The organism is Nocardia sp. X0981 (assembly GCF_977089955.1).
The window spans coordinates 5,257,252-5,280,348 of record NZ_OZ372435.1; the positions used below are offsets into that span (position 1 = coordinate 5,257,252).

Consider the following 23,097-nt stretch of genomic DNA (forward strand, 5'->3'; position numbering starts at 1 on the left):
GGGTTCGACCTCGGGGGCGTCTTCGGTGCTCGTTCTGCGACTCACGCTGATCACTCCTCTACGACGGCCGCCGCTACATCCCGGGCGGGCGGATCATCCGATCCAGCACCTCCTGCTGGGCCCGGTCCCGTTCTTCCTCGGTGATACGGCCTGCCGCGGCGTCCGCCTCGATCTGCTCGAGTTCCCGCCTGACCGATGCCGGGTTGCGCAGCTGCTGCTCGACTTGTTCCTGAATGACCTCGCTCACCCAGATCACCCCCCGGACCGGCGCCCAGGGCAACGAGACGATCGACCACAGCAGGCCCACCGCTTCACTCCTCGGGTCCGCGGGCGGTGACGAAGTCGTACGGCGCCATCGGGCCGAGCAGGCTCAGCCGGACCCGGCCGCCCCATTCGTCGGCGAGATCGGACAGCGCCGTACCCAGTTCCTCCTGCCGAGAGAGCTCGATGAGGACGGCCAGATGCGCCGCTTCTTCTTCATGGGTGGGTTGCCGTTCCCGCACGGTCGGATCGAGATCGCCGAGGGCCGCCACGACCGCGCGGGTATCCGCGGCGCGTTTCGCCTCGATCGCCCGATTCACGATCTCGCCGAGCGCGATCCGCGCGTCCCGGGTAGCGTCCTCGGGTTTGTCGCGGATCTCCGCGCGCAACCGGGCCGCGTCGGTATTCTCGTCCAGGATCTCGCGCAGGATCGCGCCCTGGTCGTAGCGGCCCCGGATCACGAATTGCGCGCGGCCCTCGAGGTCGTTCAGCGCACCGCGGAACTCGTCGTGGTTGGGGGCGAGCAGTTCCTTTTCCACCGCTTCCTCATCGGTCACGACCGCGCCGAACCGTAACGGCAGCACCGGTGCGACAGCGGCTGTCCCGTCCAGCAGCCGCGCGTGGGTGGTGAGATCCTCGGGCGTGCCGAGCGGGCGATCCCGCGACACTTCGCCGACCAGCGCCGCGATCTCGCCGTACCGCACAACCGCGATCTCGCCCGGTGGATCCCCGACACCGCGAGCGTGCGGCTCGGGCTCGACATCGGCGGGCACGATACCGTAGACGTACACTGCGGTGCGCTGCTCGCTTTCGGCTTCCCGAGCCGAGGAGGCGGTGGACATCAGTCCTCCTTCCGTCTGGTGGCCCGGCGCTTCTGGTCCACATCCCCGAGGAATTCCTGGACCTTCTGCCCCGCGGCTTCGATCGCGCCCTTCGTCTTGTTCTCGGCGATACCGTGGGTGGCATCGCCGACCAGATCCGTCAGCCCCTTCGGCTCGCTACTGGAGATCTCGAGCCGATTGACCGCTTCGGCGAACCGCAGATAGGTATCGACGCTGGCCACCACGACCCGGGCGTCGATGGTCACCAATTCGATCCCGACCAGGGAGACCCGCACGAAGGCGTCGACAACCAATCCCTTGTCCAGGATCGTGTCGATGACATCGGCCAGACTGCCCGAATTCGGTCGCGCTACCGCGCTGCCTCCACCGCCGCCCGCCGGTTGGATGCTCATGCCCGTGCTCCTCTCTTCGGCCGTGCCCGACGCGCCACAGGGGCACGACGGCGGGTGCTCGGGCGGCGGGCCGGTTCGGGTTCCGCGGCCGCGTCCTCTTCCGCGGCCTCCTCGCCGGGCTCTTCGTCCTCTCCGGTCTCTTCGTCTGCTTCGGCCTCTTCGTCTTCGTCGGCTTCCGCCTCTTCGTCTTCGTCGGCTTCCGCCTCGTCGTCTTCGTGGTCGCCGGTCTCGTCGTACTCGTCCTCCTCCGGTGCTTCCTCGCCCTCTTCGCCCTCGGCTTCCTCCTGCTCGGCCCGACGCGCGGTCTCGTCGTCCTCGACGACTTCGCCGTCACGGATCTCGCCGTGCCAGCCCACGACATCATCGGGATGCAGAACGGCCTCGGTCATGACGTACCGCTGGAAGAGTTTGAGTTCCAGCCGGCACCGCCGACCGGTCGCGCGCCACAGATTGGCGGTTTTCTCGAAGAACCCGTGCGGGTGGTATTCGAGCACCACGAGAATGCGGGTGAGGGTCGGAGTGACCTCGTGAAAGGTCACCGCACCGTCGATATAACCCTTGGCCCCCTTGGAACGCCAGACGATCCGTTCGAAGGGTACCTGTTCGAGAATCGTGGACTCCCAGGTCCGCCGGGACCAGAACACCTTGCCCGTCCAGCTGAGCTTCTCGTCCGAAACCTGCTCGGCCTGTTCGAGCTTCTTCATGAACTTCGGGAATTCGGCGAACTGGGTCCACTGGTCGTAGGCGAGGCGGATCGGCACACCCACATCGATATGCTCGACGATATTGGTCAGCTTGATCTTCTTCCCGCCGGCGCCTTTGCCTTTACCGCCGGTGAGCGATTCCTTGGCCGATTCGAACGTGTCCTTGGCCGAACGCTTGAGTTTGTCCATACCGGCGCTCATGGCCGCCTGCATCGGGGAGGCACCGCCGGCGAGCTTCTCGACCCCGGTCAGGGCCGAGAGCAGATTTCCACCGCTACCTTCGGCATAGTCGTTCAGTCGGTCGGCCGCCCCGGATACCGTGCCGGACAAACCGGAGATCGCCCGTTCGGCCAGCGTCCCGGTGAGGTTCTGCACCGATTGCCGCAGCAGATCACCCGGAGCCGATTCCCCTGCTTTTCCCTTGGCCGCGTTCCCGGCGCGGCCGGCGGTTTCCTTCGCCCGTCCGGCGGTGCCGGTGGCCGCCTTGCCGATCCCCGCCGCCGTGTCACGCAGTGCCTTCGCCGCCATCGATTTCATCTCCTCGTGCGTCGCACCGGCGCCGCGTCATCGGTTTCGGTACGAGCGCGACGTCGGCGCGTCGCGGCCGTACCACCGGCCGCGGAGCCGGAGGCCCGGCTCGAGGTCCGGGAACTGGCCTTACTTCCCTTGGTGGTCCCCGACCGGCGGGTACTCGAACGCGGCGCGGGCCGTGCGGGCTCGTTCTCCGCTTCGTCCGCGGCGTATTCGTCGAGATCCTCGTCGGTTTCCTCGGGCTCGGTCTCTCGTACGCCGCGCCGATCCTCGGTGTCCTCCTCGTCCGCGCGGCTTCCCGGCGGATGCTGCAATCGGTCGTTCAGCGCGTCGATGCGGTTGCTCGCCGCGGTGACGGCGGCGGACCGGACGGCACCGAGCAATTCGCCGCGAACGGTTTCGGTGATCTTGCCGAGCTCCGCCGAATCGAGCTGGGAAGCTCCCCGCTTCAGCAGTTCGGTGGTGACTCCCGTAGAGCGTTTGGACATCGCCGCACCCGCCATCGCCATGGCCCAGCGCATCTTGCGCGTGCGGCCCAGCAGATACCCGATGCCCACCCCTAGCGCGATTCTTGATCCGCCTTTCATGCTCACTCCTTGCTCGCCTGGACCACATCCGCTCCGGACCCGATCGGCGAATCGACACCCTCGGACGCGGGGTGCGCCGGATTACCTCGGTCAAGCTTCAGCGTATTCCTGGTTATCCGGCGGGTCGATAGGCGTGAACTGCGGAGAACGAGCCCCGGAGGCCGGGGTCAAGGTTCGGTAGCGACCCCCGAGCCGCACGGTGCGCGACGTCGGCCGCACCGGCCCGGAGCGGCGGGGCGGCACACCGGCAGCGTGACGCTCGCCGACGGTGGCGAGGCAATGGCCAACGATGAACGGCTCACCGGATTTCGGGAAACGACGACAGGGGGGCGGCGACTGCGGAAGTATCCGGGCTCGGCCTCCGGCGGCGCCGGCGCCACGGGCCCGCACCGACCGCCATGCCGGGGGCGTCCCCGATGTGACACGACAGGTCACGAAATCGATACCGGCACCCGCGGCCGCCTGTTCCACCGGCATCGTCGTCGGTGTCTCGCCCGCCACGCGCGGCCGGTCGGGCACAGCGCATCGGGGGCCGGGCCGGGCTCGGCGGTATGCGACCCGACGGGGGTCGCGTCCGGACAGGACCCGGCTGTATATGCGGCCCGGCGAGTATCGCGCCCGGGCCGGACCCCGGCGCGGCGTCAGCGCACCGCAGCGCTGACTTCGCCGGCCAGCCGGCCGTCGAGGCCGACCCGCACCAGCGCCGCGGCGAACTCGGCGGTATCCGCACGAGGCGTCAGGCGGGCGAGGTCGTCCGCGACGGTGGGCAGGCCGATACGCTCCGCCCCGCGGAGCGCGCGCTCGTCGAAGTAGGGACGCACCCAGGGCCAGACCTGCTGGACCTCACGCAGGAAGATATCCCTGCCGGCCGGGCCGATACCCGCGAACTGCTGGATCAGTTCACCGGCGTGACCGGCGTCGTAACCGCATTCCTCCGCGAGTTCGCGCAGGTCGCCGTGGTATTTGTCGAGCGCGGCGGCGGCGGTCGCGCCGAGCTGGGCGGCGGTGCTCTTGTCGTAGCGGCGGTAGTGCCCGCGCCCCAGCGCATCGGCCAGTTCCCGTTGCTCCGCAGCCGCGACCTGCTGGGCGCTGCGGTAACCGCTGCGTACCAATTCCGCCGTGGCGGCGATCGCGATATCGGGCGAAATCCGGGCGCTGAGCAGTTCGGTCAGCATCAACAGCTGGAACAGCGGGGCCGGCCTGTCATCGAGCTCGATAGTCGCTTCGGCGGCGTAGGTGGCGCCTGCCCGGTCGAGTAATGCGTGCACCACATCTCGCTGACTCATCAGGCCTCCTTCCTGCGCCACGCGTACCCGGCACCGTCCGGTTCACACCCACGACTCCGCTTTGTTCACTTATCGTCGGTAACACCCGATACGCGCACAGCGAAGGTTCGCCCCTGCGGGCCCGTGCCCCGAACCATGATCCGCTGAGGCCCCAGCCATTTCGCTGTTCCATCATCGAGAACATCACACTCGGAACAAATTACGATTCGCGAACAAACCAGGGTCCCGCCCTTAACTTATACAACCGGAAGGTGACGCATCCGAATGAATATCGATCACATTGCGTCGCAACTAATTCGGCGAAGAAAATTGTTCCGAGATCGAATACTCGGAAGGATATTCGATACGATCATGATCCCCAGAGCCGCTCTCGGAGAGGCGAAAGCAGTGGTCACCGGCCGATCATCGCTACGGCACCGGCCAGGAGCTCCCGAAAAAACGGCCCGCCGGATACGATCCGGCGGGCCGTAGGTGCAGCGGAGCCGCACTGCCTACATACTATTCGGCAGAGAAGCTCGACAGCGTACCGAAGCCGCTGAAGATGTCGCCGAAGGCACTGAAGATGTCGCCCAGGCTGCTCAGATCGATTGAACCCATTTTCCGCTCCGATCGGTGTTCATCCATTTACTACACGCCTTACGACGTCGCCACCATTGGTAATTGCGTTATATTAACGTAATCCATGTGTTATCTTAAAGTTATCTTACACACAGGTGAACCCAGGGTGAATACACCACCGAAGTCGAGCAATTCCTCGCAATTCGGAAATTACACGAATGTCAGCATCCAACCTTTTCGTCATATATTTCGTGACGAATTGCACAATATACCGATCGGACCGAGAAGCGCCGATACCCAGGGGGCGGCACCCGCACGCCACGGACACGTTCCACCCCCAGGGGGCCGAAGAGCTCGACCACGCCGGACGGCAGCCTTCGACGACGAGCGCGCGGATCGTCCTCGTCATCCGCCCCCTGCAGGCCCGGCGCTCTCAGGCGAGGTGCTTGCGCAGAACTTCCACATGGGTCGGGCGCGCATCACCGAGCCGCTCCCGGCCCGCTGGAGTAAGTTTCAGGAAGTTGGCCCGGCGGTCGAAGTCACAGGCGGCGCGCTCCACCAGCCCGGCCTTCTCGAGCCGGGTCACGGTGCGCGACAACGCACTCTGGCTCAGGTACATCTCGGCCTCGATGTCCTTCATCTTCACCTTCTCCACCTCCTCTCGGCCACAGCGGCCCCCGAGCGCCTGCAGTAGTTCGAACTCACTGAGCCCGAGCCGGTGCCGAGCCTGGAGAGCGCTTTCCAGCTCACAGGAGATGCCGTGGTAGAGGCGGAGGGTTTCGGACCACTTCGCGCAGACGTCGTCGTCGGAGTCGTGGTACATGCCCCGAGGCTAGCATGTCAAAGCATTTAATGTGCCAGCATTACATGCCCTGACATTACATGCGTTGACATTCAATGCGCGCGCATTTAAGTTACCGTTCGTGATCGGAACAGCAACCGCCCCCGAGAAGCCCACCGCTTCCACTCCACTCAAACCCACGGCCGGCCGCTGGAGCCCCAGGCTGTGGGCCATCCTGTTCGTCGCCGGCCTGGCGATGTTCCTCGACGCCCTCGACGTCTCCATGGTCGGCGTGGCACTTCCCTCGATCGGGCACGAACTGGGCCTCGACACCTCCACACTGCAGTGGATCGTCAACGGCTACATCCTCGGCTACGGTGGCCTGTTGCTCCTCGGCGGTCGAGCCGCCGACCTGCTCGGCCGCAGACAGGTGTTCCTGACCGCCCTGGTCGTCTTCGGTATCGCCTCTCTCGTCGGCGGACTCGTCGATTCCGGCGGACTGCTGATCGCCACTCGCATCATCAAGGGTGTGGCCGCCGCATTCACCGCACCCGCGGCGCTGTCGATCATCACCACGACCTTCAAGGAGGGTCCGGATCGCAACCGGGCGCTGTCCATTTTCACCATCTTCGGTGCCACCGGATACGCCTCCGGACTGATCGTGTCGGGCCTGCTCACCGGTATCGACTGGCGGCTGAGCTTCTACATGCCGGTGGTGGTCGTCGCCGCGGTGGCGCTCACCGCGTACTTCGTGGTGCCGCGCGATATCGAGAAGGAGGAAGGGCGCGTCGATATCACCGGCGCCGCGCTCCTGACCGGCGGCATGCTCTCGGCGGTGTACACGATCGTCACCGCGCCGGAAACCGGTTTCACCGCCACGGTCGCCGCGACCGGTGTACTGGCGGTCGTGCTGCTGGGTACGTTCTTCGTGGTGGAGAACCGGGTGGGCCACCCTCTGGTCCGGCTGAGCATTTTCCGGGTGAAGTCGATCGTGCGGGCCAATCTGGCCGCGCTGACCATCTTCGGCTCCTACCTCAGTTTCCAGACGATCGTCTCGCTGTACCTGCAGAACACGCTGCAGTGGGAACCGCTGCAGATGGCGCTCGCCATGGCGCCGACGGGCATCATCGTGGCCGTCCTGTCGCCGATCGCGGGCCGGTTCATCGACCGGTTCGGCACCACCCCGATGATCCTGGCCGCTCTCGCCTCGTTCGTGGCGGGCTATCTGTGGTTCCTGGTGCGCGGCGGTAGCCCCGATCCCGTCTACACCGTAGACTATCTGCCCGCTTTCCTCCTGCTGGGTCTCGGGTTCGCACTCGGTTTCTCCGCGGTGATGGTGCAGGCCACCGAAGGTATCGCCGACCACGAGCAGGGGCTGGCCTCGGGCCTGGTGCAGACCTCGTTCCAGATCGGCGGTGCGGTCGTCCTCGCGATCGCCACCGGACTGATCAGTGGTAGCGCCACCGGCGGTATCGCCGGCTACCGTCCGGGGCTGTACCTGGTCACCGCGGTCGCGGTGGCCGGCCTGGCGATTTCGGTTACGGCGGTCTCGGCCCGGAAACAGGCCGCCACCGCAGCGGCATAGGTCGCGCCGACGACATCCGAGGGTGGGGCCGCCGATCCGGCGGCCCCACCTCGGCGCCGTCGCGGATGCAGGTCCGGCGCGGGTCGCGGCCATCGAGGTGACCGCGGTGACCTTCTCTCCGCAGGCGACGACGAGCCCGGCGAGGAACAATCGAGCCATGACCGATATCCGGCCACCGCAACACCTCGCCCGCACCACCGCCGCGGTCGACGCGGCCGTCGGGGCGGCCCGCGATCTCGGGCTCACCGTATCCGACGCCGCAGTGCTCCACGATCTGTTCTCCGTTGTCGTGCACCTTGCGCCGGGCCCGGTCGTGGCCCGGATCCCCACTGTCCTACCGCCCGGCACGGACCTCGTTTCGCTGGCACACCGCCAGCAGGCGGAACTGGAGGTGACACGGTGGCTCGCGGACCGGGGGATTCCCGTGCTCTCGCCCAGTCCCCTCGTACCGCGCGAACCCGTGCGGCGCGAAGGCTTTTCGCTGACGTTCTGGCAGTTCGTGGCGGAAGACCGGGAAAAAGAACCCGATTACGTGGCGAACGCCGAATTCGTCGCCGATCTGCACGCCGCGATGCGCGCGTATCCGGGTCCGCTGTCGTTCCTGTCCGCGGCCGAACCGCGATCCGTCACCGAAAGCCTTGCTCTGCTGGCGCATCGCCCCGACCTCATCGAGGCGGCGGACCTGGACCGCGCGACCCGCGAATGGCGGGCCCTGGAACCTCTCGTACGCTCCCGCGCGGCGTTCGAGGAAGCTTTTCCGGGCGTCGATCTCCAGCCCGTCCACGGCGACTCCCCGCCCGCGAACATCTTCTGCGGGGTGGACGGGGATCGCTACTCCGATTTCGAGCTGGTCACGCTGGGTCCCGTCGAATGGGATCTGGCCGGGCTCGGCACCGCGCACGAAACCGCTTACAACCGCGGCGCGCGACGTCACGGTATGCGGCCGCTGCGCGAGGACGGCATGGGCTTCGTGAACGCAGTCGGCATGCTGCGGGCCATCGCCTCCCTCGCGCTGGTACCGCAGTTGCCCGTATTGGTGGAGTATCTGCGACCGGCTCTCGACCACTGGCGGACTCTCCCCTTCGCGGGCGACCCGATGGGCTGACGCCGGCGGGTACGTCCCCCGCGCCGAGAATCGGGAAGCACTGCGCGGCAGTTTCCCGGGAGGTGGACGAGTCCGGGCCGGCGGACCGGCCCGGACTCGTCACGAGGGATCAGGCGAGGTCGAACCGATCGTTGTTCATCACCTTGACCCACGCCGCGACGAAATCGTTCACGAACCGCGGGCCGGCGTCGCGCTGGGCATACACCTCCGCCACTGCCCGCAGCACCGAATGCGACCCGAAGACGAGATCGTTGGCGGTAGCGGTCCACCGGGCCTCACCGGAGCGGCGGTCGCAACCTTCGTAGACGTTCTCCGCCGACTCCGACGCCTTCCATTCCGTGCCCTGGTCCAGCAGGTTGAGGAAGAAATCGTTGGTCAAGGTACCGGGCCGGTCGGTGAAGACACCGTGCCCGGCACCGCCGTAATTGGCGCCGAGGACACGCAGACCGCCGATCAGCACCGTCAGTTCCGGAGCCGTCAGGTCGAGCATGTACGCCCGATCGAGCAGCAGACGCTCCAGCGGGGCCTTCTCACCGGAGCGCACGTAGTTGCGGAATCCGTCGGCCCGCGGTTCGAGCACCGCGAACGATTCCACATCGGTGTTCTCCTGCGAGGCATCGGTCCGGCCGGCAGCGAACGGCACGGTGATGTCGTGCCCGGCGTCCCGGGCCGCCTTCTCGACCGCCGCGGACCCGGCGAGGACGATCAGATCGGCCAGGGAGATCTTCTTCCCGCCGGTGGCCGAGCTGTTGAAATCCTGTTGGATCCGCTCGAGCACGGGCAGCACCTTCGCCAGCTCGGCCGGTTCGTTGACCTCCCAGTTCTTCTGGGGTTCGAGCCGGATGCGGGCCCCGTTGGCACCGCCGCGCTTATCGGTGCTGCGGAAGCTCGCCGCCGACGCCCACGCGGTCTTGACCAGCTGCGCGATCGACAGGCCGGACTCCAGGACCTTGTTCTTCAGCGCCGCGACGTCCTGCTCGTCGACCAGTTCGTGGTCGACGTCGGGTACCGGATCCTGCCACAGCTGCGGCTCGGCAACCCACGGACCGAGGTAGCGGCTGAGCGGCCCCATATCGCGGTGCAGCAGCTTGTACCACGCCTTCGCGAACGCCTCGGCGAGCTCTTCCGGGTGATCCAGCCAGCGCCGGGTGATCTCCCCGTAGACGGGATCCTCCCGCAGGGCTATATCCGTGGTCAGCATGGTGGGGGTACGCGCGGGCCCGTCGAACGGATCGGGGATCGCGCCCTCGCCGGCACCGTCCTTCGGCTTCCACTGCCACGCTCCGGCGGGGCTCTTCGTCAGTTCCCATTCGTAGCCGTACAGGTTCTGCAGGAAACCGTTACCCCACTGGGTCGGGGTGGAGGTCCAGACGACTTCCAGGCCGCTGGTGATGGCGTCCCTGCCCTTGCCGCTGCCGTAGGCGCTCTTCCACCCCAGGCCCTGCTGCTCGATCGGGGCGGCTTCGGGCTCGGCGCCGACCAGGTCGGGATCGCCGGCGCCGTGGGTTTTACCGAAGCTGTGACCGCCGACGATCAGAGCGGCGGTCTCCTCGTCGTTCATCGCCATCCGGCCGAAGGTTTCCCGGATATCATGCGCGGCCGCCACCGGATCGGGCCGGCCGTTGGGACCTTCCGGGTTCACATAGATGAGGCCCATCTGGACGTTGGCGAGCGGGCTCGCCAACTCGCGGTCGCCGCTGTAGCGTTCGTCGCCGAGCCAGGTGTCCTCCGGACCCCAGAACACCTCTTCCGGCTCCCAGATATCGGGGCGGCCGAAGCCGAACCCGAAGGTCTGGAACCCCATCGATTCGAGCGCCACGTTACCGGCGAACACCAGCAGGTCGGCCCACGAGATGCTGTTGCCGTACTTCTGTTTGACCGGCCACAGGAGCCGCCGGGCCTTGTCCAGGTTGGCGTTGTCGGGCCAGCTGTTGAGCGGGGCGAAGCGCTGGGCGCCCTGACCGCCGCCACCGCGTCCGTCGGCGATCCGGTAGGTCCCGGCCGCATGCCAGCTCATCCTGATGAACAGGCCACCGTAATTCCCGTAGTCGGCCGGCCACCAGTCCTGGGAGTCGGTCAGGACCGCCGCGACATCGGCCTTCAGGGCCTCGACATCGAGCTTCGCGAATTCCTTGGCGTAATCGAAATCCTCGCCCAGCGGGTTGGCCTTGGACGAGTGAGCGTGCAGAACCGATACATCGATCTGCTCGGGCCACCAGTCCCGGTTGGTACGGGGCCGATGGTCGGTTTTGGCGACCGGAGACGGGATCGCCGGGTTCTCTGTCTCGCTGGTGCTGCGAGTCTCGGTCTCAGGAGCGGGTGGACGGCTATCGGATGTCACGATATTCCTTCCTGAAGAGGTGATGCGGGCTGCGATCAGAGATGCGGTGATGCCGCGCAGGAGGGGCACAGCCCCCAGTAGACGACCTCGGCTTCGTCGATCGAGAACCCGTGGTCGTCGGAGGCGGTCAGACAGGGGGCCGCGCCGACCGCGCAGTCGACATCGGCGATCGTCCCGCACGTCCGGCATACGACGTGGTGGTGGTTGTCGCCCACCCGTGCCTCGTAGCGCGCCACCGAGCCGGACGGCTGGATGCATCGGATCAGGCCCGCGGCGGTGAGGGTGCGCAACGAGTCGTAGACGGCCTGGTGCGATACCGCCGACAGGCGGGATCGCACGGCACGGATGATCGAATCGGTATCGGCGTGCGGATGATCGTGCACTGCGCTCAGCACCGCGACACGCGGCGCGGTCACGCGCAGCGAAACTCCCCGCAGCATCTGCTGGAATTCCACGGCGGTATGCACGCAGGCGAGTCTCGTCCGTTTTCTGGAACGAGTCAAGCATCGGCACGACGGGGGTCCGGGCGCGAGCGAGGGCGCGAGGTTCGCCGATCTCGTCCGTACACCGTATAAATTCGGTACGGTGATCACCGGATTCAGGCAATGAAGGGAACGGGCATGTCGGTCGGCGCCACGGTGAACAAACACGTACAGGAACTCGGTGGAGGTTTCATGTTCTCCCGGGAGGCACGGGCCTACGCGGCCGAAACGGGAGTCACGGAGTTCTTCGGCCCGTACACCCGCGGGCGCGCCGGTGTACTCGGCGACGTGGACGCCGACGTGGTCACCGCGGCCTTCGGCTTCTTCCCGCCGCACTCGGTACGCAAGGCGTGGGAGTCCGTTCCGATGCCCGCCGAGAAGGCAGCCCAGCGATACGCGCTGGCCTGTCAGGAATTCGGCCGGCGCAAGCTCGGCGCCTTCCCGGAGGCGGACCGACTCGCGGCACTCCTCGAAACCGTGGTGACGGCGGCGGATCCCGCCGGGCTGCCCTTGTTCGCGGGCTGGCGGGCGCTGCCGCTGCCCGCCGACGCGGCCGCCCGCGCCATGCAACTCACCCATATCCTCCGGGAACTCCGCGGCGGTTTGCATCTGATCGCGATACGAGCCGTAGGGCTCACCCCGCTCCAGGCCGTGCTGATCTCCGGGTCCCCCCTCAACGACGGCCCCGGGCAGGCCCGCTGGTACGGCTGGCCGGAGCCTTTCGAGGAGATCGGTGACGAGACACGCGGCAGGTGGGAGCAGGCGGAGTCGGTCACCGACACTCTCATCGCTCCCGCGTTCGCGGCACTCGACGAGACCGAGAGCGCCGATCTCGTCCGGCTCCTCGCCGCTGCCCACACCGCGACCTTCGCCCGCTGAACCCACGGCCCGCGTCTGCGTGCTCACTCCGCCGCCGAGCGCGGTGAGCACGCAGCGACGGCCGATCCGGTCACATCTCGGCGTACCGGGCGCACGCGAAATCGTAGAGACCGTAGGCGGCGATCCCGAGCCCGGCGGCGATCAGGAGTACAACCCCGTACGGTTGCGCGCCCAGTGTTTTCAGGGCGGCGTCGAGACCGCCGGCCTTGCTGGGGTCGGACCGGCCGACCGCGACCATCACCAGCACGCCCACGCCGGCGATGACGAGCCCCTTGCTCGTGTACCCGACCGTACCGAGCCGGCGCAGGAACGCGCTGTCGGTGCGCAGTTCCTGCACGAATTTGCGGGTGAGGCCCTTGTAGACGTGATAACCGCCGACCGCGACGATGACCAGCCCGGCGACGACGAGCGCGATCCGGCCTCCATCGCTGTGCATGAGGCGCGCCGACAACCCGGCACTTTCACTACCGCTCGATCTTCCGCTGCCCCGGGCGAAGCCGAACGCGGTGACCGCGTAGCAGAAATAGACCACGGCCACGGCACAGGCTTTCGCCCGGTGGAAAGCCTCGGAACCGCCTCCTTTCCCCTGCGCGCGGGAGCGCCGGCCCGAGGCCGCCTCGGCGAGCCGCCACAGCGCCATGAGCACGAACGCGACGACACCCACGCTCAGGAGGAAAACGCCACCGGGTTTGGCGGCCAGTTCCGCCATCGCGCCGGACTGATCGGTGGCGCCGTCGCCGCCGAAGGCGATACGTACGGCGAGATAGCCGATCAGCAGGTGCACGAGTCCTGCCATGAGGAAACCGGCGCGGGCGAAACGCTCGACTACACGATTGCGCGTGAGACGGTTCGCGGCCGAGACCGGGCCGGAGGTGGAAACGTCGAACATCGGTGCTCCTCGTACCGGAGGCGTCCCGGCGGGCCGGACGAGAGCAGACCGCACATGCGGACGGTCATCGGATATCGACGGCCCGGATCGCCTGCACGGTAGCTGTTCGCCGACCCCGCCTCCTCGGTGATCGAACGGGATGTCGGGCAGATACCCGGTAAGGAAGCACCGAAACGACACGGGATATCGCGACCGGCCGCGCTACGCCGATGGCCCTACCCGGGGCGTGCCCGGTTCACCGCCCGGGCCGTCTGCTCTTCTTCGGCCACGGGTTGGCGGCCTTCCCCGCTTCCTGCAGGGCCTTGATCCACTCCTGGGCGATACGGTGCGGAACATCGTAGTGTTTCGCCACCTTGGCGATGCTGCCCAACCGCCAATAGGTCACACCGAAATCGGCGGGCATATCGAAGTTTTTCGTGTTCCCCTTCGGCGCGGGCCTCGCTGCCTCCCGGCTCTGCCGTACAGCCGATTCCGGCGCGCCCGTGGGCGGCACAGGTTCCGCGACCATCGACGGTGCGGGTTCCGCGGCCATCGGCGGTGCGGGTTCGGCGGCCATGGGCGGTGCGGGTTCGGCGGGTGCGGACGGCCGGTCATCCGTGGCCGGACCTTCTTCGGTGCCGGGGTGCGGTCCGGGCCGCGCCGCTCCCGAGAACATCATCGCGGTGCGCACCAAAAGGGAGAAATCGATCTCGCCGAGCTGGGGAGGGACGGCTTCGGCTCCGGCACGAGCGCGTATTTCGGTGATCCGAGCCCGGCCGCTGGTGATATCGACGGTGGCGGTGGCGAGTACGTCCTCGCGGTCCGCGTCCGAAATACTGATCGTGTAGATATTGCTCATTTCCGACTCACCGCCCCGGCAGATCGCCGACTTCGGGAACTGCCGACTGCTGCGCGCTGTCCGCTTTTCGCAGACGTCCCACCCATCCCTGAGCGGTATGTCTGGGCACGCCGTAGTATTTCGCCAAGCCGGTCACGGTGCCGATCTTCTGCAGGTTCTCCCGGAGTTCGGCCGGATCGGGCATCTTCCGATACGCCCTGCCCGGCACGGGTTCCGCCGAGTGCGCGGCCGGCGAGGACGGTACGGTGGCCGGCCCGGCCATATCCGGCGCGGCGGATCTCCCGGCCGGCTCGGCGCCGGAGGGAGCGACTCGGGAGCTCTCGGGCGAATACCGCTGCGGTCGCCCGTTTTCCGCGGGCAGCCGGGCGGCCAATGCCTCGACCACCGCGGCGAGATCGACGCGGGGAATATTCTCCGCGGTCAGCCCTTCGGCCTCCTGGGTGCTGACAGCCACCCCCGTGACCCGCGGCCCCGGCGCACCGGTATCGATGTACATCGTCAGACGAGGACATCGCGCGTCGGTGGCCCCCGGTTCTTCCCGCGTGATCACCACGGTGTACTTGCTCATCCCCAGGTAGATCCTTACGTTTCGGTGGCTCGGTGTGTGCTCCAACATACCGGCCCGCGCCCCCGGCCCCGGTACGGTACGAGCAGCTGGGAGCATCTATAAATAGATGCGCATATCACAGTAAGTACAATACTTTACTCGTCTGGCTGCCGCGTCGGCGTGCCGGGCGGCGAGGGCCGGGGCCTTCGCACCGAATGCGCTACAGCGACGGTGGAGCGCCTACCCGATTCGCTCGTATCCTCGGAAGCGCGTGGGCGATCGACCCCGGGGCCGGCGACGGTTCGTCACCGATTCGCGTCGGTCTCCTGCCCCGCCGCCGTGGAGGACGGTGTCGAACCGAGCGCGCGTAGCTGGTAACGGCGTTCGGCATAGGCGAGATCGTCACGCCACAACCGGACGGAGGCGCGGGTCAGCAACGGCCTCACGAATCGGGCCGCCCGGCGGGCATGCGCGAACCCGGGGCGGCCGGAGGTGGCGACAACCGCTTCGATGACCGCGGTACGCGGCAGGCCGTCGGGCCCGTTGCCCAGAGGTGTGGCATGGGTTTCCACCACACTGCCGGTCCCCTCGCCCTCGATTATGCGCATGGTGACCGTACGCGGTTCCGGACTACTGAATTCGGCTCGTACCGGCACCCCGAGCCGGCGGCCGAAGCGGAACGTGACAGCGACGAGGAAACGATCGCCCGTCTCGGGCGAACCGATCCGCGCGGCAGGGGTTTCCAGCACCTCCAGCCGCGTGAAGGAATACGGATGGAGCCAGCCGCCGTGCCAGGGATCGAGCCGGTTGGCGACGATATCGGCCGGCTCGCATACACCGCTGAGCGTCGCCACGGCGGTGATCGCCCGGTGGCCGGGCGGGCGATCACCGATAACCGGGGCCTCGAGTGGAATGTCGCCACCGATGTGGTCGAGGCGTACCCAGGCCAGCACCCCGTCGTCGTAGCACGGTAGCGGGGCCCAGCCGGGGGTGCCCCCGGCCCGGATACGCAGGCCGTGCCATCGGCACACGAGAGTTCCGCAGTCGATGCGCGCTCGGTCCAGTGGCGCGCCCAGATGCGGGCAGGCTCCGGGACCCACCACGAGCCGGTGCCCTCGATCGCGCCAGGCCACGAGTTCCGTTCCGGCGACGGTGAACCCGGTCGGACGGTCGGCGCGTAGCTGCGCGCTGGCGGCGAAAACGTACCAGTTACCGGACGGGCGAGCCCGGGCCCGGCTCAGTGCCGCGGCGATGACGGTGGGATCCGCGGCCCGGTAGGTGGGTTGCTGCGATACCCAGCGGGCGGGCCGGATCGGCTGCAGCGGCCACCGTTGGGGCCAGCGCCGGAACACGGTGTCCTTCACGAGGATTTCTCCCTCGATGCGGTGCTCGAGCCGTATCGGGTGGCGAGCCGGCGCAGCACAGCATGACGGCCGTCGGTGGGCACGGTGTACAGATCGTGCCCACGCAGCCCCCAGCGAGCGAGCAAGACGTTCGCCGCCGCCCAGCCGGTGGTGGCGGCACGTTCCATGAGCGCCACGGGCAGGTCGATACGGATACCGTCGCCTGCCAGCACGAGATGCTCGTGCGGCGTGCCGACCGTGGGCCGGTGGATGTGATCGCCCACCCCGAACAGCGGGCAGTCCGCGCGCCATTGCAGATGTTCGCCGACGATACGGGCGGTGGCGGTCTCCGGGTACAGATCGTGCATCCGACCGAGCAGCCGGGCACGGATATCGCGCTCCTGCGCCGGTGTGCTCTGCCGGGGTAGCGCATAGGCGTGCAGTTCGAGCACGGCGCCGTGGTGGCCGTCGGCCCATGCGCCGGCCTGCTGTTCGTAGCGGTTCACCACACTGATGTTGTCGAGCGGGGGAAGACCGCCGGTGGCCAGGAAAGCGGGACGCTGTCGTGCCACCGGCCGGTCCAGCCACACCCGGTACACCAGAAACGGTGGTGCGCTGCGTAAACGCCGGACAGAGGAGCGCCACGCGGCATCACCGAGCCACGGGGAGTTCTCGACGATACGCCGCAACCCGGTCACCTCGGTGGCGAGGACCACGGCGTCGGCCGTGCTCTCACCACCGTCGTGCTCATACACCCGGAAGCCGCAACCTTCGGGTCGCACCGCGGCCACCGTCGTACCGGTCCGGACCCGGGCGCCGTGCGACAGCAGGTACCGGTGCAGCGGCACCCACAGCGCGGTGTCGTAGTTGGAAGTGGGGACATCGAACAGCAGACCTTCGCTCGAGCCGAGGAAATAGATGTGGAACATGGTCGCCAACTCGGCAGCCGAGAGTTCGGCGGGCGGGGCGAAGAAGCTGCGAGAGAAGACGTCGAAGGCCAAATGACGCGCGGTGTCGGGAAAATTGATCCGCCGCAGATAGGTTTCCGCGTCGAGGTGGTCGAGCAGTTCGTAGATCGCGGGCACCGAGACCGCGGCCAGCGGCGCCGCGGCCCGCCCATCGATACGGCGCAGCTCACGCAGCGGGAACGTGGGGCTCCGGGCGGCGAACGCCAACGCGTTCCACGGTGGGCAACGGGGCAGATACCGGAATGTGTCCCGCCGTCCGCTCGCGTCCACGAGCGGATAGTCCTCGACACCGCTGAGCCGGCGCAGGTACGGATCGGTGCGCCGCAGGAGTTGGCGCAGGTTGTAGTACTGGCGGAAGAAGGCATGGAAGCCGCGGTTGACCGCACGGTCGACACCGTCGGCCGCGGTGTCGGTCCAGCCACCGGCCCGGCCGCCGAGGTAGCGCTCGCGTTCCAGGATCTCCACACCGATTCCCCGTTCCACGAGTCCGGTCGCCGCCGTGAGCCCGGCTATCCCGGCGCCGACGACAATCACGTGTGGACGGTGGTCGTTGTGCCGGGACCCGTTCGCGGGTGGAGCGCGATGGTGAACGATGCGTCGGTCACGACCGAGATCGGCACGCACTACGTTCTCCCTTCCACCCGGGGCCGGCGCTTCGGCGAACTGTAACCGGCGCGCCCGGCGCGGGCCCGGAGCCGCGCCGAGGCCCGGGAGACCGCGTTCACCGGTTGGGTGGGGTCCCCGGCGCGCAGCCCGCGACCCGCAGAACCGAGACGCGACCTCGGGACCGCCGCAGCGGCACCGGACCGGTTTCGCTCTCATCGTCTCTTCCTCCGGGCACGGGTCGTACCGCGAGGCTCGCAGTACGAGAGCGATCGCTTCGGCAGGTTCTTGTCCATCCGAGGTTCGGCCCTCCGGCCGATCTTCGCCCGCACCTCCGGAACTTTTCCGCCGGACACAACGCGAGCGCTTTCGTCCCCACCATTGGAACACCAGATTCTCGCCCGCACCGATCCACGCATCGCGCGGGCGCTCCCCCAGCGACTCGGCGTTTCGGCCGGCGTTTCACTCTCCGCCGCCCGGACCTCGGCCCGCACCCGCGCAGAAAACGCTGGGACCAACGAGGAATTCGGAGATATGTGATGACATCGGACATCGGTGAACACCAAGGCGCCTCGGCCGAAGCGGTCGAGCATCACTACGATATCGGTACCGAATTCTACCGACTGTGGCTGGATACCGACCTCACCTACTCGTGCGCGATGTGGGCAGACGGGGACGACCTCGATCGCGCTCAGCAGCGCAAACTCGACCATCTCATCGACCTGGCCCGTATCACCGGCGCCGAGCGCATCCTGGATATCGGATGCGGCTGGGGAAGCCTCATGCGGGCGATCGCCGGGCGGCACGGGCAGGCCCATATCACCGGCCTCACGCTGAGCCGGGACCAATACCACTACGTCCGCTCGTCCCCTGCCGACCGGGTCGAGGTGCGCCGGGAGCATTGGAACGACCATCGCCCGGACCATCGGGACGATGCCATCTTCTGTCTCGGCGCACTGGAACATTTCGTGCGCTTCGGATTGTCTCGCCGGGAGCGCACCGCGGCGTATCGGGCGTTCTTCACCCACTGCCACGATATTCTCCACCCGGGCGGTGGGCTCGTCGTTCAGACGATCGGCAAAGGCAACCGGCCACTGGACCAGGACTCGCTCGCCGATGTGCGCTTCCTGGCGAACGAGATCTTCCCCGAATCGGATCCCCCGCGACTCGCGGAGCTCGCCCACGCCTCTGAAAGGCTCTTCGAAATCCGCTCCCTGGTCAACGACCGCCACGACTACTCGACAACATGCGCGGAATGGTTACGCCGGCTCCGATCGCGCCGGGCCGAAGCGGAAGAAATCGCCGGCGCCGACGTGACCGAAGCATATGAGCGCTATCTGGAGGCGTCCATCCGGCAATTCGATCGGGAACACCTCGTGCTGTATCGCATCCTGCTGCGAAAAGTGGCCACCACCTAGCGCGGCGCGTCGGTCGGCCGGGGCTCGCGGGGATCGTCGGGATCCGGTGTTTCGAGCAGCCGCTTGGGGTGCATACCGTCCACGGCGCCCATGAACGGCGGATGGATGCTGTAACCCACCATCCGGCGGATGTTCTCGGAAACCGTCCACGCGGTGTGCCGGCTGGTGGCCAGGGTGTAGGCCTCCTGGGGGCGCAGCCACGGTTCGCAGTACTGCACGGTCACGCCGAGACGTGGATCCGCTGTTCGATTCGCACCGCCACCGTGCCACAGCGTGCCCAGATAGAACGCGCACGACCCGGCGGGCACCCGCAGTGCCACCCGCGTATCGGACTCGGCCGGGCGGCGGGCGGAATCCCATCGATGGCTTCCGGGGACGACCACCGTGCCGCCGTTGGCCTCGGTGAACGCATCGATCGCCCACATGGTCGCGGCGCTCAGCGGGGGACGGGGTCGCGGGTCCCCCACGGAGGGGCCGGCAGCCGCTGAGGCCCCCTGCGTCGAGATCCACCTCTTCGACGGCCTCGCCCTTGATTCTCGTGACGCTCCGGGCCGGCCGGTCGACCGGGTGCGAACGGACTGCGCACCGCTGAAATCCGGAGATGCCGGTCCGCGACAGGCCCCGCGCGTCTGCACAGACCGCGCGGTCGGTCCGTCCTAGGCTGAGGCGGTGACCACGAACGACTCCGGTTCTTCGAGCAGCTCACCCGGCGACTCGCCGGCGCCGACCGGCGTGGGACGCACGGCGCTCATGGTCGCCGCCGCTCGCGCGGCCGAAACCACACGTGCCGATCGCCTGTTCACCGATTCGCTCGCCGCCGATTTCGTCGCCGCCGGTGGGGGCATCGCGATCCCCGCCGCCGACCCCGCGGCGTCTGCGGACGATCCGGAACAGGCTTCGAATTCCTTCGCCGACTACGCCCCCATCCGCACCCGTTTCTTCGACGACTATCTGCTCGAGGCGAGCCGGGCGATCCAGCAGCTCGTGATCGTCGCGGCCGGACTGGACACCCGCGCCTTCCGGCTCGGGCTGCCCGCGCAGGTGACGGTGTACGAGCTGGACAGCGCCGAGGTACTCGGTTTCAAACAACGTGTGCTGGACGAGCGTGGTGCGCAACCGACGAGCCGGCGGGTACCGGTGGCGACCGACCTGCGTGGGGCATGGGCGCAAGCCCTGCTCCAGGCCGGTTTCGATCCGGCGGTTCCGTCGGCATGGCTGATCGAAGGCCTGCTCCCCTACCTGGACCCCCGGCAGAACGACGCGTTGCTGGCCACTGTCACCGGCCGAGCGGCCCCCGGCAGCCGGCTCGCCGTCGAATTCGTACACGTGGACACCGTGGCCCTGCTGGGCCGGACGCTCCCTGATACCGAGGATTCCGCCGAGTTGAGAGCGCTGTGGGAAAACGGCGGCGTCGACGAGCCCGCCGAGCCGTGGCTGCGGCGGCACGGCTGGGAGCCCCGGGCCTACGATGCCTACGAACGGGCGCGCGCCTACCACCGCGATCTACCGCCCCCGGGCAACGCTCCGATGGAGCTTTTCACCGACGCGGCACGCAACGGTCTGGTCGTCGCGCAGCGTAGCTGAACCGGATTCCCCCGGCCCGCCGTACGGCTTCCCTGCCCGTCGTTCCAGCAGATATCTCGGGGCAACGCATATCGGCGGCAGTCGCCCGTGCGATGATGCGGAATGCAGGACCCGGGGAGGATCGCGTGGTCATTTCGAAAGCGTTGGTCCAACTGGGTGCCCGTCTATCCGCCACCGCGCGCAACATCGCGTCCGGCTGGCGCAGCCATTCACCGAACCACGAGGGCAAACTGGCTGCGGCCATGACGCCGTATCAGCAGGCCGCCGCACGCGGGGAAGCCACGATTTCGTCCGCCGCGCCGCCGACGGCCGGCGGCCGAGCATCTGTACCGGCCGGCGCCGCCCGGCCGGATCCCGCGCATTCGGCCGGGCGGGTGGGGGACACCGCCTTGCGCGACGGTCCCCGGGTGAACCGCACTGCCGACCAGGTGACCGTCTGCAACGACCCGGTCGATGTGGCGACCGGCGAATTCGTCCTTGCCGGTATCGATCTCCGGCTCCCGGGATGCGGACACGGTACGGAAGTTCGGCTATGACGCCGGACAGTTGGTGACCGTCCACAACGGCGTGGGCGCGGCCACCGCGTACACCTACGATGCCGAGCACCGGATGACATCGTGGACCGACTCCAACGGTGCGGTGACCCGCATCGATGTCGACCCGGCCGGGCTGCCGGTCCGCGTCACCGACCCGCACGGCGCGGTCACCACCATCGCGCGGGATCATTTCGGGCGTCCGATCACCGTGACCGACGCGCTCGGCGGGATCACCTCCTTTACTTGGTCGGGAGAGCGAACTCGTCGGCCGCACCGACCCGAACGGCTACGGGTGAGAGCCGGACCTTCGACGGCGAGGGCAATCTCCGTACGCACACCGACCGCGCCGGGGCCGCACCCGGTACCATCGCACCCGGTACCATTACGGTGCGTTCGACCTACTCAGCCGGCGCAGCGACCCCGACGGCAGCATTACGCACTACACCTGGGACAGGCAGCGACGCCTCGTCGGTGTCACCAGTCCGCTCGGCGACGCCTGGCGCTACGCCTATGACGCGGCGGGTAGGCGAACCAGCGAAACGGACTATGCGGGCGCGCTCACCCGCTACACCTACGATCCGCGCGGCCGGATCGCCACCGTGACCCCCGCCACCGGTATCACCCCCTATGACGTGCTCGGTCGTCCGATGGGTGGCGGTAACCCGTGGAACGCGCGGGGCGGATACTCCCCGCGGCGCCGGGCGCGGACCGCTCGGCGCCGGTGGCCACGGCGCCTTTCATTCGGAGATCTCCCGGATGAAAGGCGGTGGCGGCGGTACATCGACGCCCAGATTCAGCAACGACGAGCGGACCACGAGATCCCAGCTGGTGTGCTGGGTCGCGAGCCGGCAGCGTTGCTCGGCGTCGGCCACCACGCGGCGATGCGCTTCCAGTTCGGCTGTCATCGCCGCGACCTGCTGCGAGAGCGGTTCCACCATCTGGGCGGCGGCCTGGGTCAGTACCTGAACGGCGTCGGCACGGCGTTTGCGCCTGCTGAAGGCTCCGGCCGCGCATACTCCGCCGACTCCGGTGACCAGGCCACCGAGGACAGATGCCAATTCGCTGATCACGCTGTCCTCCCATCCGTAGAGCAGGCTCGGTGCGCCTCTCCTCAGGCGCGCGTGGTGGGGTCGCGGAAACCGGGAATCTTCAAGGCCGCGCCGATGACGCCGAGTGCTTCGGCGGTTGTCCGGTTGCCCAGGAAATCCCAGCCGGGGAAGTCCGCCCCGCGGGCGGTCCCGGCACCGGCGAGCTGGTCGAGAGCGAGCCCGACATGCTTGTCGAGATAGTGCAGCAGGGTTCCGACGGTGACCTGCTCGCCGTGATAATTGGTGATCTTTTCTTCCAGGAACGCCATGTCATCGCCCCTTCCGTCGAGGAGTGCCTGTACGTCCCGGCGGAAGGCGTTCATATCGATGCCCGCCGGGTCGATCTTTCCTTCACTGGAGTACTCGCGGTGGGCGACGCAGTCGCCCGAGCCACGGCCGATACGCCGAAGTATCGCGGCGCATCCGCGGGTGTAGGCATCGAGCTGAGCCGGGGTCCAATCCCACGGCGGCGTACCGCGCGAAACCGCTTCGATGCCGATCGTGTGGTAGTTCGCGTTGTCGGTGGGCCAGCCGGGCCAGCTGCCGCGTCCGGCGTGCCAGCAGACACCGACGGCGATCACTCGATAGGTGCCGTCCTTTTCCAGCACCAGCTGGGCCAGCGGGCCCGGCAGCCCGGGACGCCCGTCCTGGACGACGCGCCAGTCGTTCGGGCCGCCTCCGGCCGTATGGTGGCACAGCACTCCGCGGATATCGCGGAAGTCGCCGTGACCGCGTTGCCGCCAGCCGTCGTGTTCGATCACTCTCAGACCGGCGCCACGAAGCACATCGGCGAGCCATATCGGGTCTCCGCTCCAGCTCATCGGACCCTCCTGCCGTCCTGCCCCGCCGGCCCCGGCCGGGAGTGCCGCGTACCTTCGGGGCTTGATCTGCGGTAATAGTCAACCGCTACCTTCACCGTAGACCCCATTCGGTCCCTTTTCAACCAATA

Annotated in this window: 22 protein-coding genes and 1 pseudogene; 6 read left to right on the forward strand and 17 right to left on the reverse strand. The window is 67.9% G+C overall.

The genetic code is table 11. The features are described from left to right. Positions 1-73: 73 nt before the first annotated feature. The 7 genes from ACYR7D_RS23150 to ACYR7D_RS23180 all read right to left on the reverse strand — a co-directional run bounded on the left by ACYR7D_RS23150 (position 74) and on the right by ACYR7D_RS23180 (position 5,984). The gene (locus ACYR7D_RS23150) at positions 74-307 is read right to left on the reverse strand and encodes a gas vesicle protein GvpG (RefSeq protein ID WP_459546631.1); all 234 of its coding nucleotides are present in this window, start codon (positions 305-307) and stop codon (positions 74-76) included. 4 nt (positions 308-311) lie between these two features. After that, entirely contained in the window at positions 312-1,103 is a 792-nt protein-coding gene (locus tag ACYR7D_RS23155; RefSeq protein ID WP_459546632.1) for a GvpL/GvpF family gas vesicle protein, read from the reverse strand. Continuing rightward, positions 1,103-1,495 (reverse strand): gas vesicle protein GvpJ, encoded by a 393-nt coding sequence (gvpJ, locus tag ACYR7D_RS23160; RefSeq protein ID WP_459546633.1) that lies wholly within the window; start codon positions 1,493-1,495, stop codon positions 1,103-1,105. Before gvpJ ends, ACYR7D_RS23155 begins: the two co-directional genes overlap by 1 nt. Continuing rightward, complete coding sequence (locus tag ACYR7D_RS23165; RefSeq protein WP_459546634.1) at positions 1,492-2,727, reverse strand: SRPBCC family protein; 1,236 nt, start codon at positions 2,725-2,727, stop codon at positions 1,492-1,494. Before ACYR7D_RS23165 ends, gvpJ begins: the two co-directional genes overlap by 4 nt. Positions 2,728-2,732: 5 nt before the next feature. After that, positions 2,733-3,317, reverse strand: a complete 585-nt coding sequence (locus ACYR7D_RS23170; RefSeq protein WP_459546635.1) for a hypothetical protein — start codon at positions 3,315-3,317, stop codon at positions 2,733-2,735. Positions 3,318-3,958: 641 nt separating this feature from the next. Further along, entirely contained in the window at positions 3,959-4,603 is a 645-nt protein-coding gene (locus ACYR7D_RS23175) for an endonuclease (RefSeq protein WP_459546636.1), read from the reverse strand. Between the two features lie 991 nt (positions 4,604-5,594). After that, entirely contained in the window at positions 5,595-5,984 is a 390-nt protein-coding gene (locus ACYR7D_RS23180; protein ID WP_459546637.1) for a MarR family winged helix-turn-helix transcriptional regulator, read from the reverse strand. Between the two features lie 214 nt (positions 5,985-6,198). Here ACYR7D_RS23180 and ACYR7D_RS23185 point away from each other — a divergent pair, with 214 nt between their 5' ends. After that, positions 6,199-7,527: an MFS transporter gene (locus tag ACYR7D_RS23185; protein ID WP_459550257.1), complete on the forward strand. Its 1,329-nt coding sequence runs from the start codon at positions 6,199-6,201 to the stop codon at positions 7,525-7,527. Between the two features lie 157 nt (positions 7,528-7,684). Further along, positions 7,685-8,632, forward strand: a complete 948-nt coding sequence (locus ACYR7D_RS23190; RefSeq protein ID WP_459546638.1) for a phosphotransferase — start codon at positions 7,685-7,687, stop codon at positions 8,630-8,632. Positions 8,633-8,741: 109 nt separating this feature from the next. Here the strand turns inward: ACYR7D_RS23190 and katG are convergent, their stop codons facing one another. Together katG and ACYR7D_RS23200 are read right to left on the reverse strand one after the other, a co-directional pair. After that, positions 8,742-10,973 carry a catalase/peroxidase HPI gene (gene katG, locus ACYR7D_RS23195; RefSeq protein WP_459546639.1) on the reverse strand — a complete coding sequence of 744 codons (2,232 nt, stop codon included), beginning with the start codon at positions 10,971-10,973 and terminating at the stop codon, positions 8,742-8,744. A gap of 35 nt (positions 10,974-11,008) precedes the next feature. Further along, positions 11,009-11,413: a Fur family transcriptional regulator gene (locus ACYR7D_RS23200; RefSeq protein WP_459550258.1), complete on the reverse strand. Its 405-nt coding sequence runs from the start codon at positions 11,411-11,413 to the stop codon at positions 11,009-11,011. A gap of 165 nt (positions 11,414-11,578) precedes the next feature. On the opposite strand from ACYR7D_RS23200, the gene ACYR7D_RS23205 reads away from it, so the two are divergent. Next, positions 11,579-12,334 carry an SCO6745 family protein gene (locus ACYR7D_RS23205; RefSeq protein ID WP_459546640.1) on the forward strand — a complete coding sequence of 252 codons (756 nt, stop codon included), beginning with the start codon at positions 11,579-11,581 and terminating at the stop codon, positions 12,332-12,334. Positions 12,335-12,404: 70 nt separating this feature from the next. Here the strand turns inward: ACYR7D_RS23205 and ACYR7D_RS23210 are convergent, their stop codons facing one another. The 5 genes from ACYR7D_RS23210 to ACYR7D_RS23230 form a co-directional block, all read right to left on the reverse strand. Then, on the reverse strand, positions 12,405-13,223 hold the full coding sequence (locus ACYR7D_RS23210; RefSeq protein WP_459546641.1) for a DUF1206 domain-containing protein: 819 nt from the start codon (positions 13,221-13,223) through the stop codon (positions 12,405-12,407). Between the two features lie 235 nt (positions 13,224-13,458). After that, positions 13,459-14,061: a hypothetical protein gene (locus tag ACYR7D_RS23215; RefSeq protein ID WP_459546642.1), complete on the reverse strand. Its 603-nt coding sequence runs from the start codon at positions 14,059-14,061 to the stop codon at positions 13,459-13,461. Positions 14,062-14,068: 7 nt separating this feature from the next. Next, positions 14,069-14,629 (reverse strand): hypothetical protein, encoded by a 561-nt coding sequence (locus ACYR7D_RS23220; protein WP_459546643.1) that lies wholly within the window; start codon positions 14,627-14,629, stop codon positions 14,069-14,071. A 284-nt stretch (positions 14,630-14,913) separates the two neighbouring features. After that, on the reverse strand, positions 14,914-15,972 hold the full coding sequence (locus ACYR7D_RS23225; protein ID WP_459546644.1) for a DUF5914 domain-containing protein: 1,059 nt from the start codon (positions 15,970-15,972) through the stop codon (positions 14,914-14,916). Then, entirely contained in the window at positions 15,969-17,513 is a 1,545-nt protein-coding gene (locus tag ACYR7D_RS23230; RefSeq protein WP_459550259.1) for an FAD-dependent oxidoreductase, read from the reverse strand. The genes ACYR7D_RS23225 and ACYR7D_RS23230 overlap by 4 nt, the downstream gene beginning before the upstream one ends. Before the next feature lie 548 nt (positions 17,514-18,061). Here ACYR7D_RS23230 and ACYR7D_RS23235 point away from each other — a divergent pair. After that, positions 18,062-18,940 carry a class I SAM-dependent methyltransferase gene (locus ACYR7D_RS23235; RefSeq protein WP_459546645.1) on the forward strand — a complete coding sequence of 293 codons (879 nt, stop codon included), beginning with the start codon at positions 18,062-18,064 and terminating at the stop codon, positions 18,938-18,940. Here the strand turns inward: ACYR7D_RS23235 and ACYR7D_RS23240 are convergent. Beyond that, positions 18,937-19,398: pseudogene (locus ACYR7D_RS23240) on the reverse strand (phytanoyl-CoA dioxygenase family protein); the annotation flags it as partial. The gene ACYR7D_RS23235 and the pseudogene ACYR7D_RS23240 overlap by 4 nt on opposite strands. Before the next feature lie 211 nt (positions 19,399-19,609). On the opposite strand from ACYR7D_RS23240, the gene ACYR7D_RS23245 reads away from it, so the two are divergent. After that, on the forward strand, positions 19,610-20,524 hold the full coding sequence (locus ACYR7D_RS23245; protein ID WP_459546646.1) for an SAM-dependent methyltransferase: 915 nt from the start codon (positions 19,610-19,612) through the stop codon (positions 20,522-20,524). Between the two features lie 125 nt (positions 20,525-20,649). Beyond that, complete coding sequence (locus tag ACYR7D_RS23250) at positions 20,650-21,060, forward strand: hypothetical protein (RefSeq protein WP_459546647.1); 411 nt, start codon at positions 20,650-20,652, stop codon at positions 21,058-21,060. A gap of 737 nt (positions 21,061-21,797) precedes the next feature. Here the strand turns inward: ACYR7D_RS23250 and ACYR7D_RS23255 are convergent. Together ACYR7D_RS23255 and ACYR7D_RS23260 are read right to left on the reverse strand one after the other, a co-directional pair. Further along, positions 21,798-22,130, reverse strand: a complete 333-nt coding sequence (locus ACYR7D_RS23255; protein WP_459546648.1) for a hypothetical protein — start codon at positions 22,128-22,130, stop codon at positions 21,798-21,800. A 41-nt stretch (positions 22,131-22,171) separates the two neighbouring features. Further along, positions 22,172-22,969 (reverse strand): peptidoglycan recognition protein family protein, encoded by a 798-nt coding sequence (locus ACYR7D_RS23260; RefSeq protein ID WP_459546649.1) that lies wholly within the window; start codon positions 22,967-22,969, stop codon positions 22,172-22,174. Between the last annotated feature and the right edge of the window lie 128 nt (positions 22,970-23,097).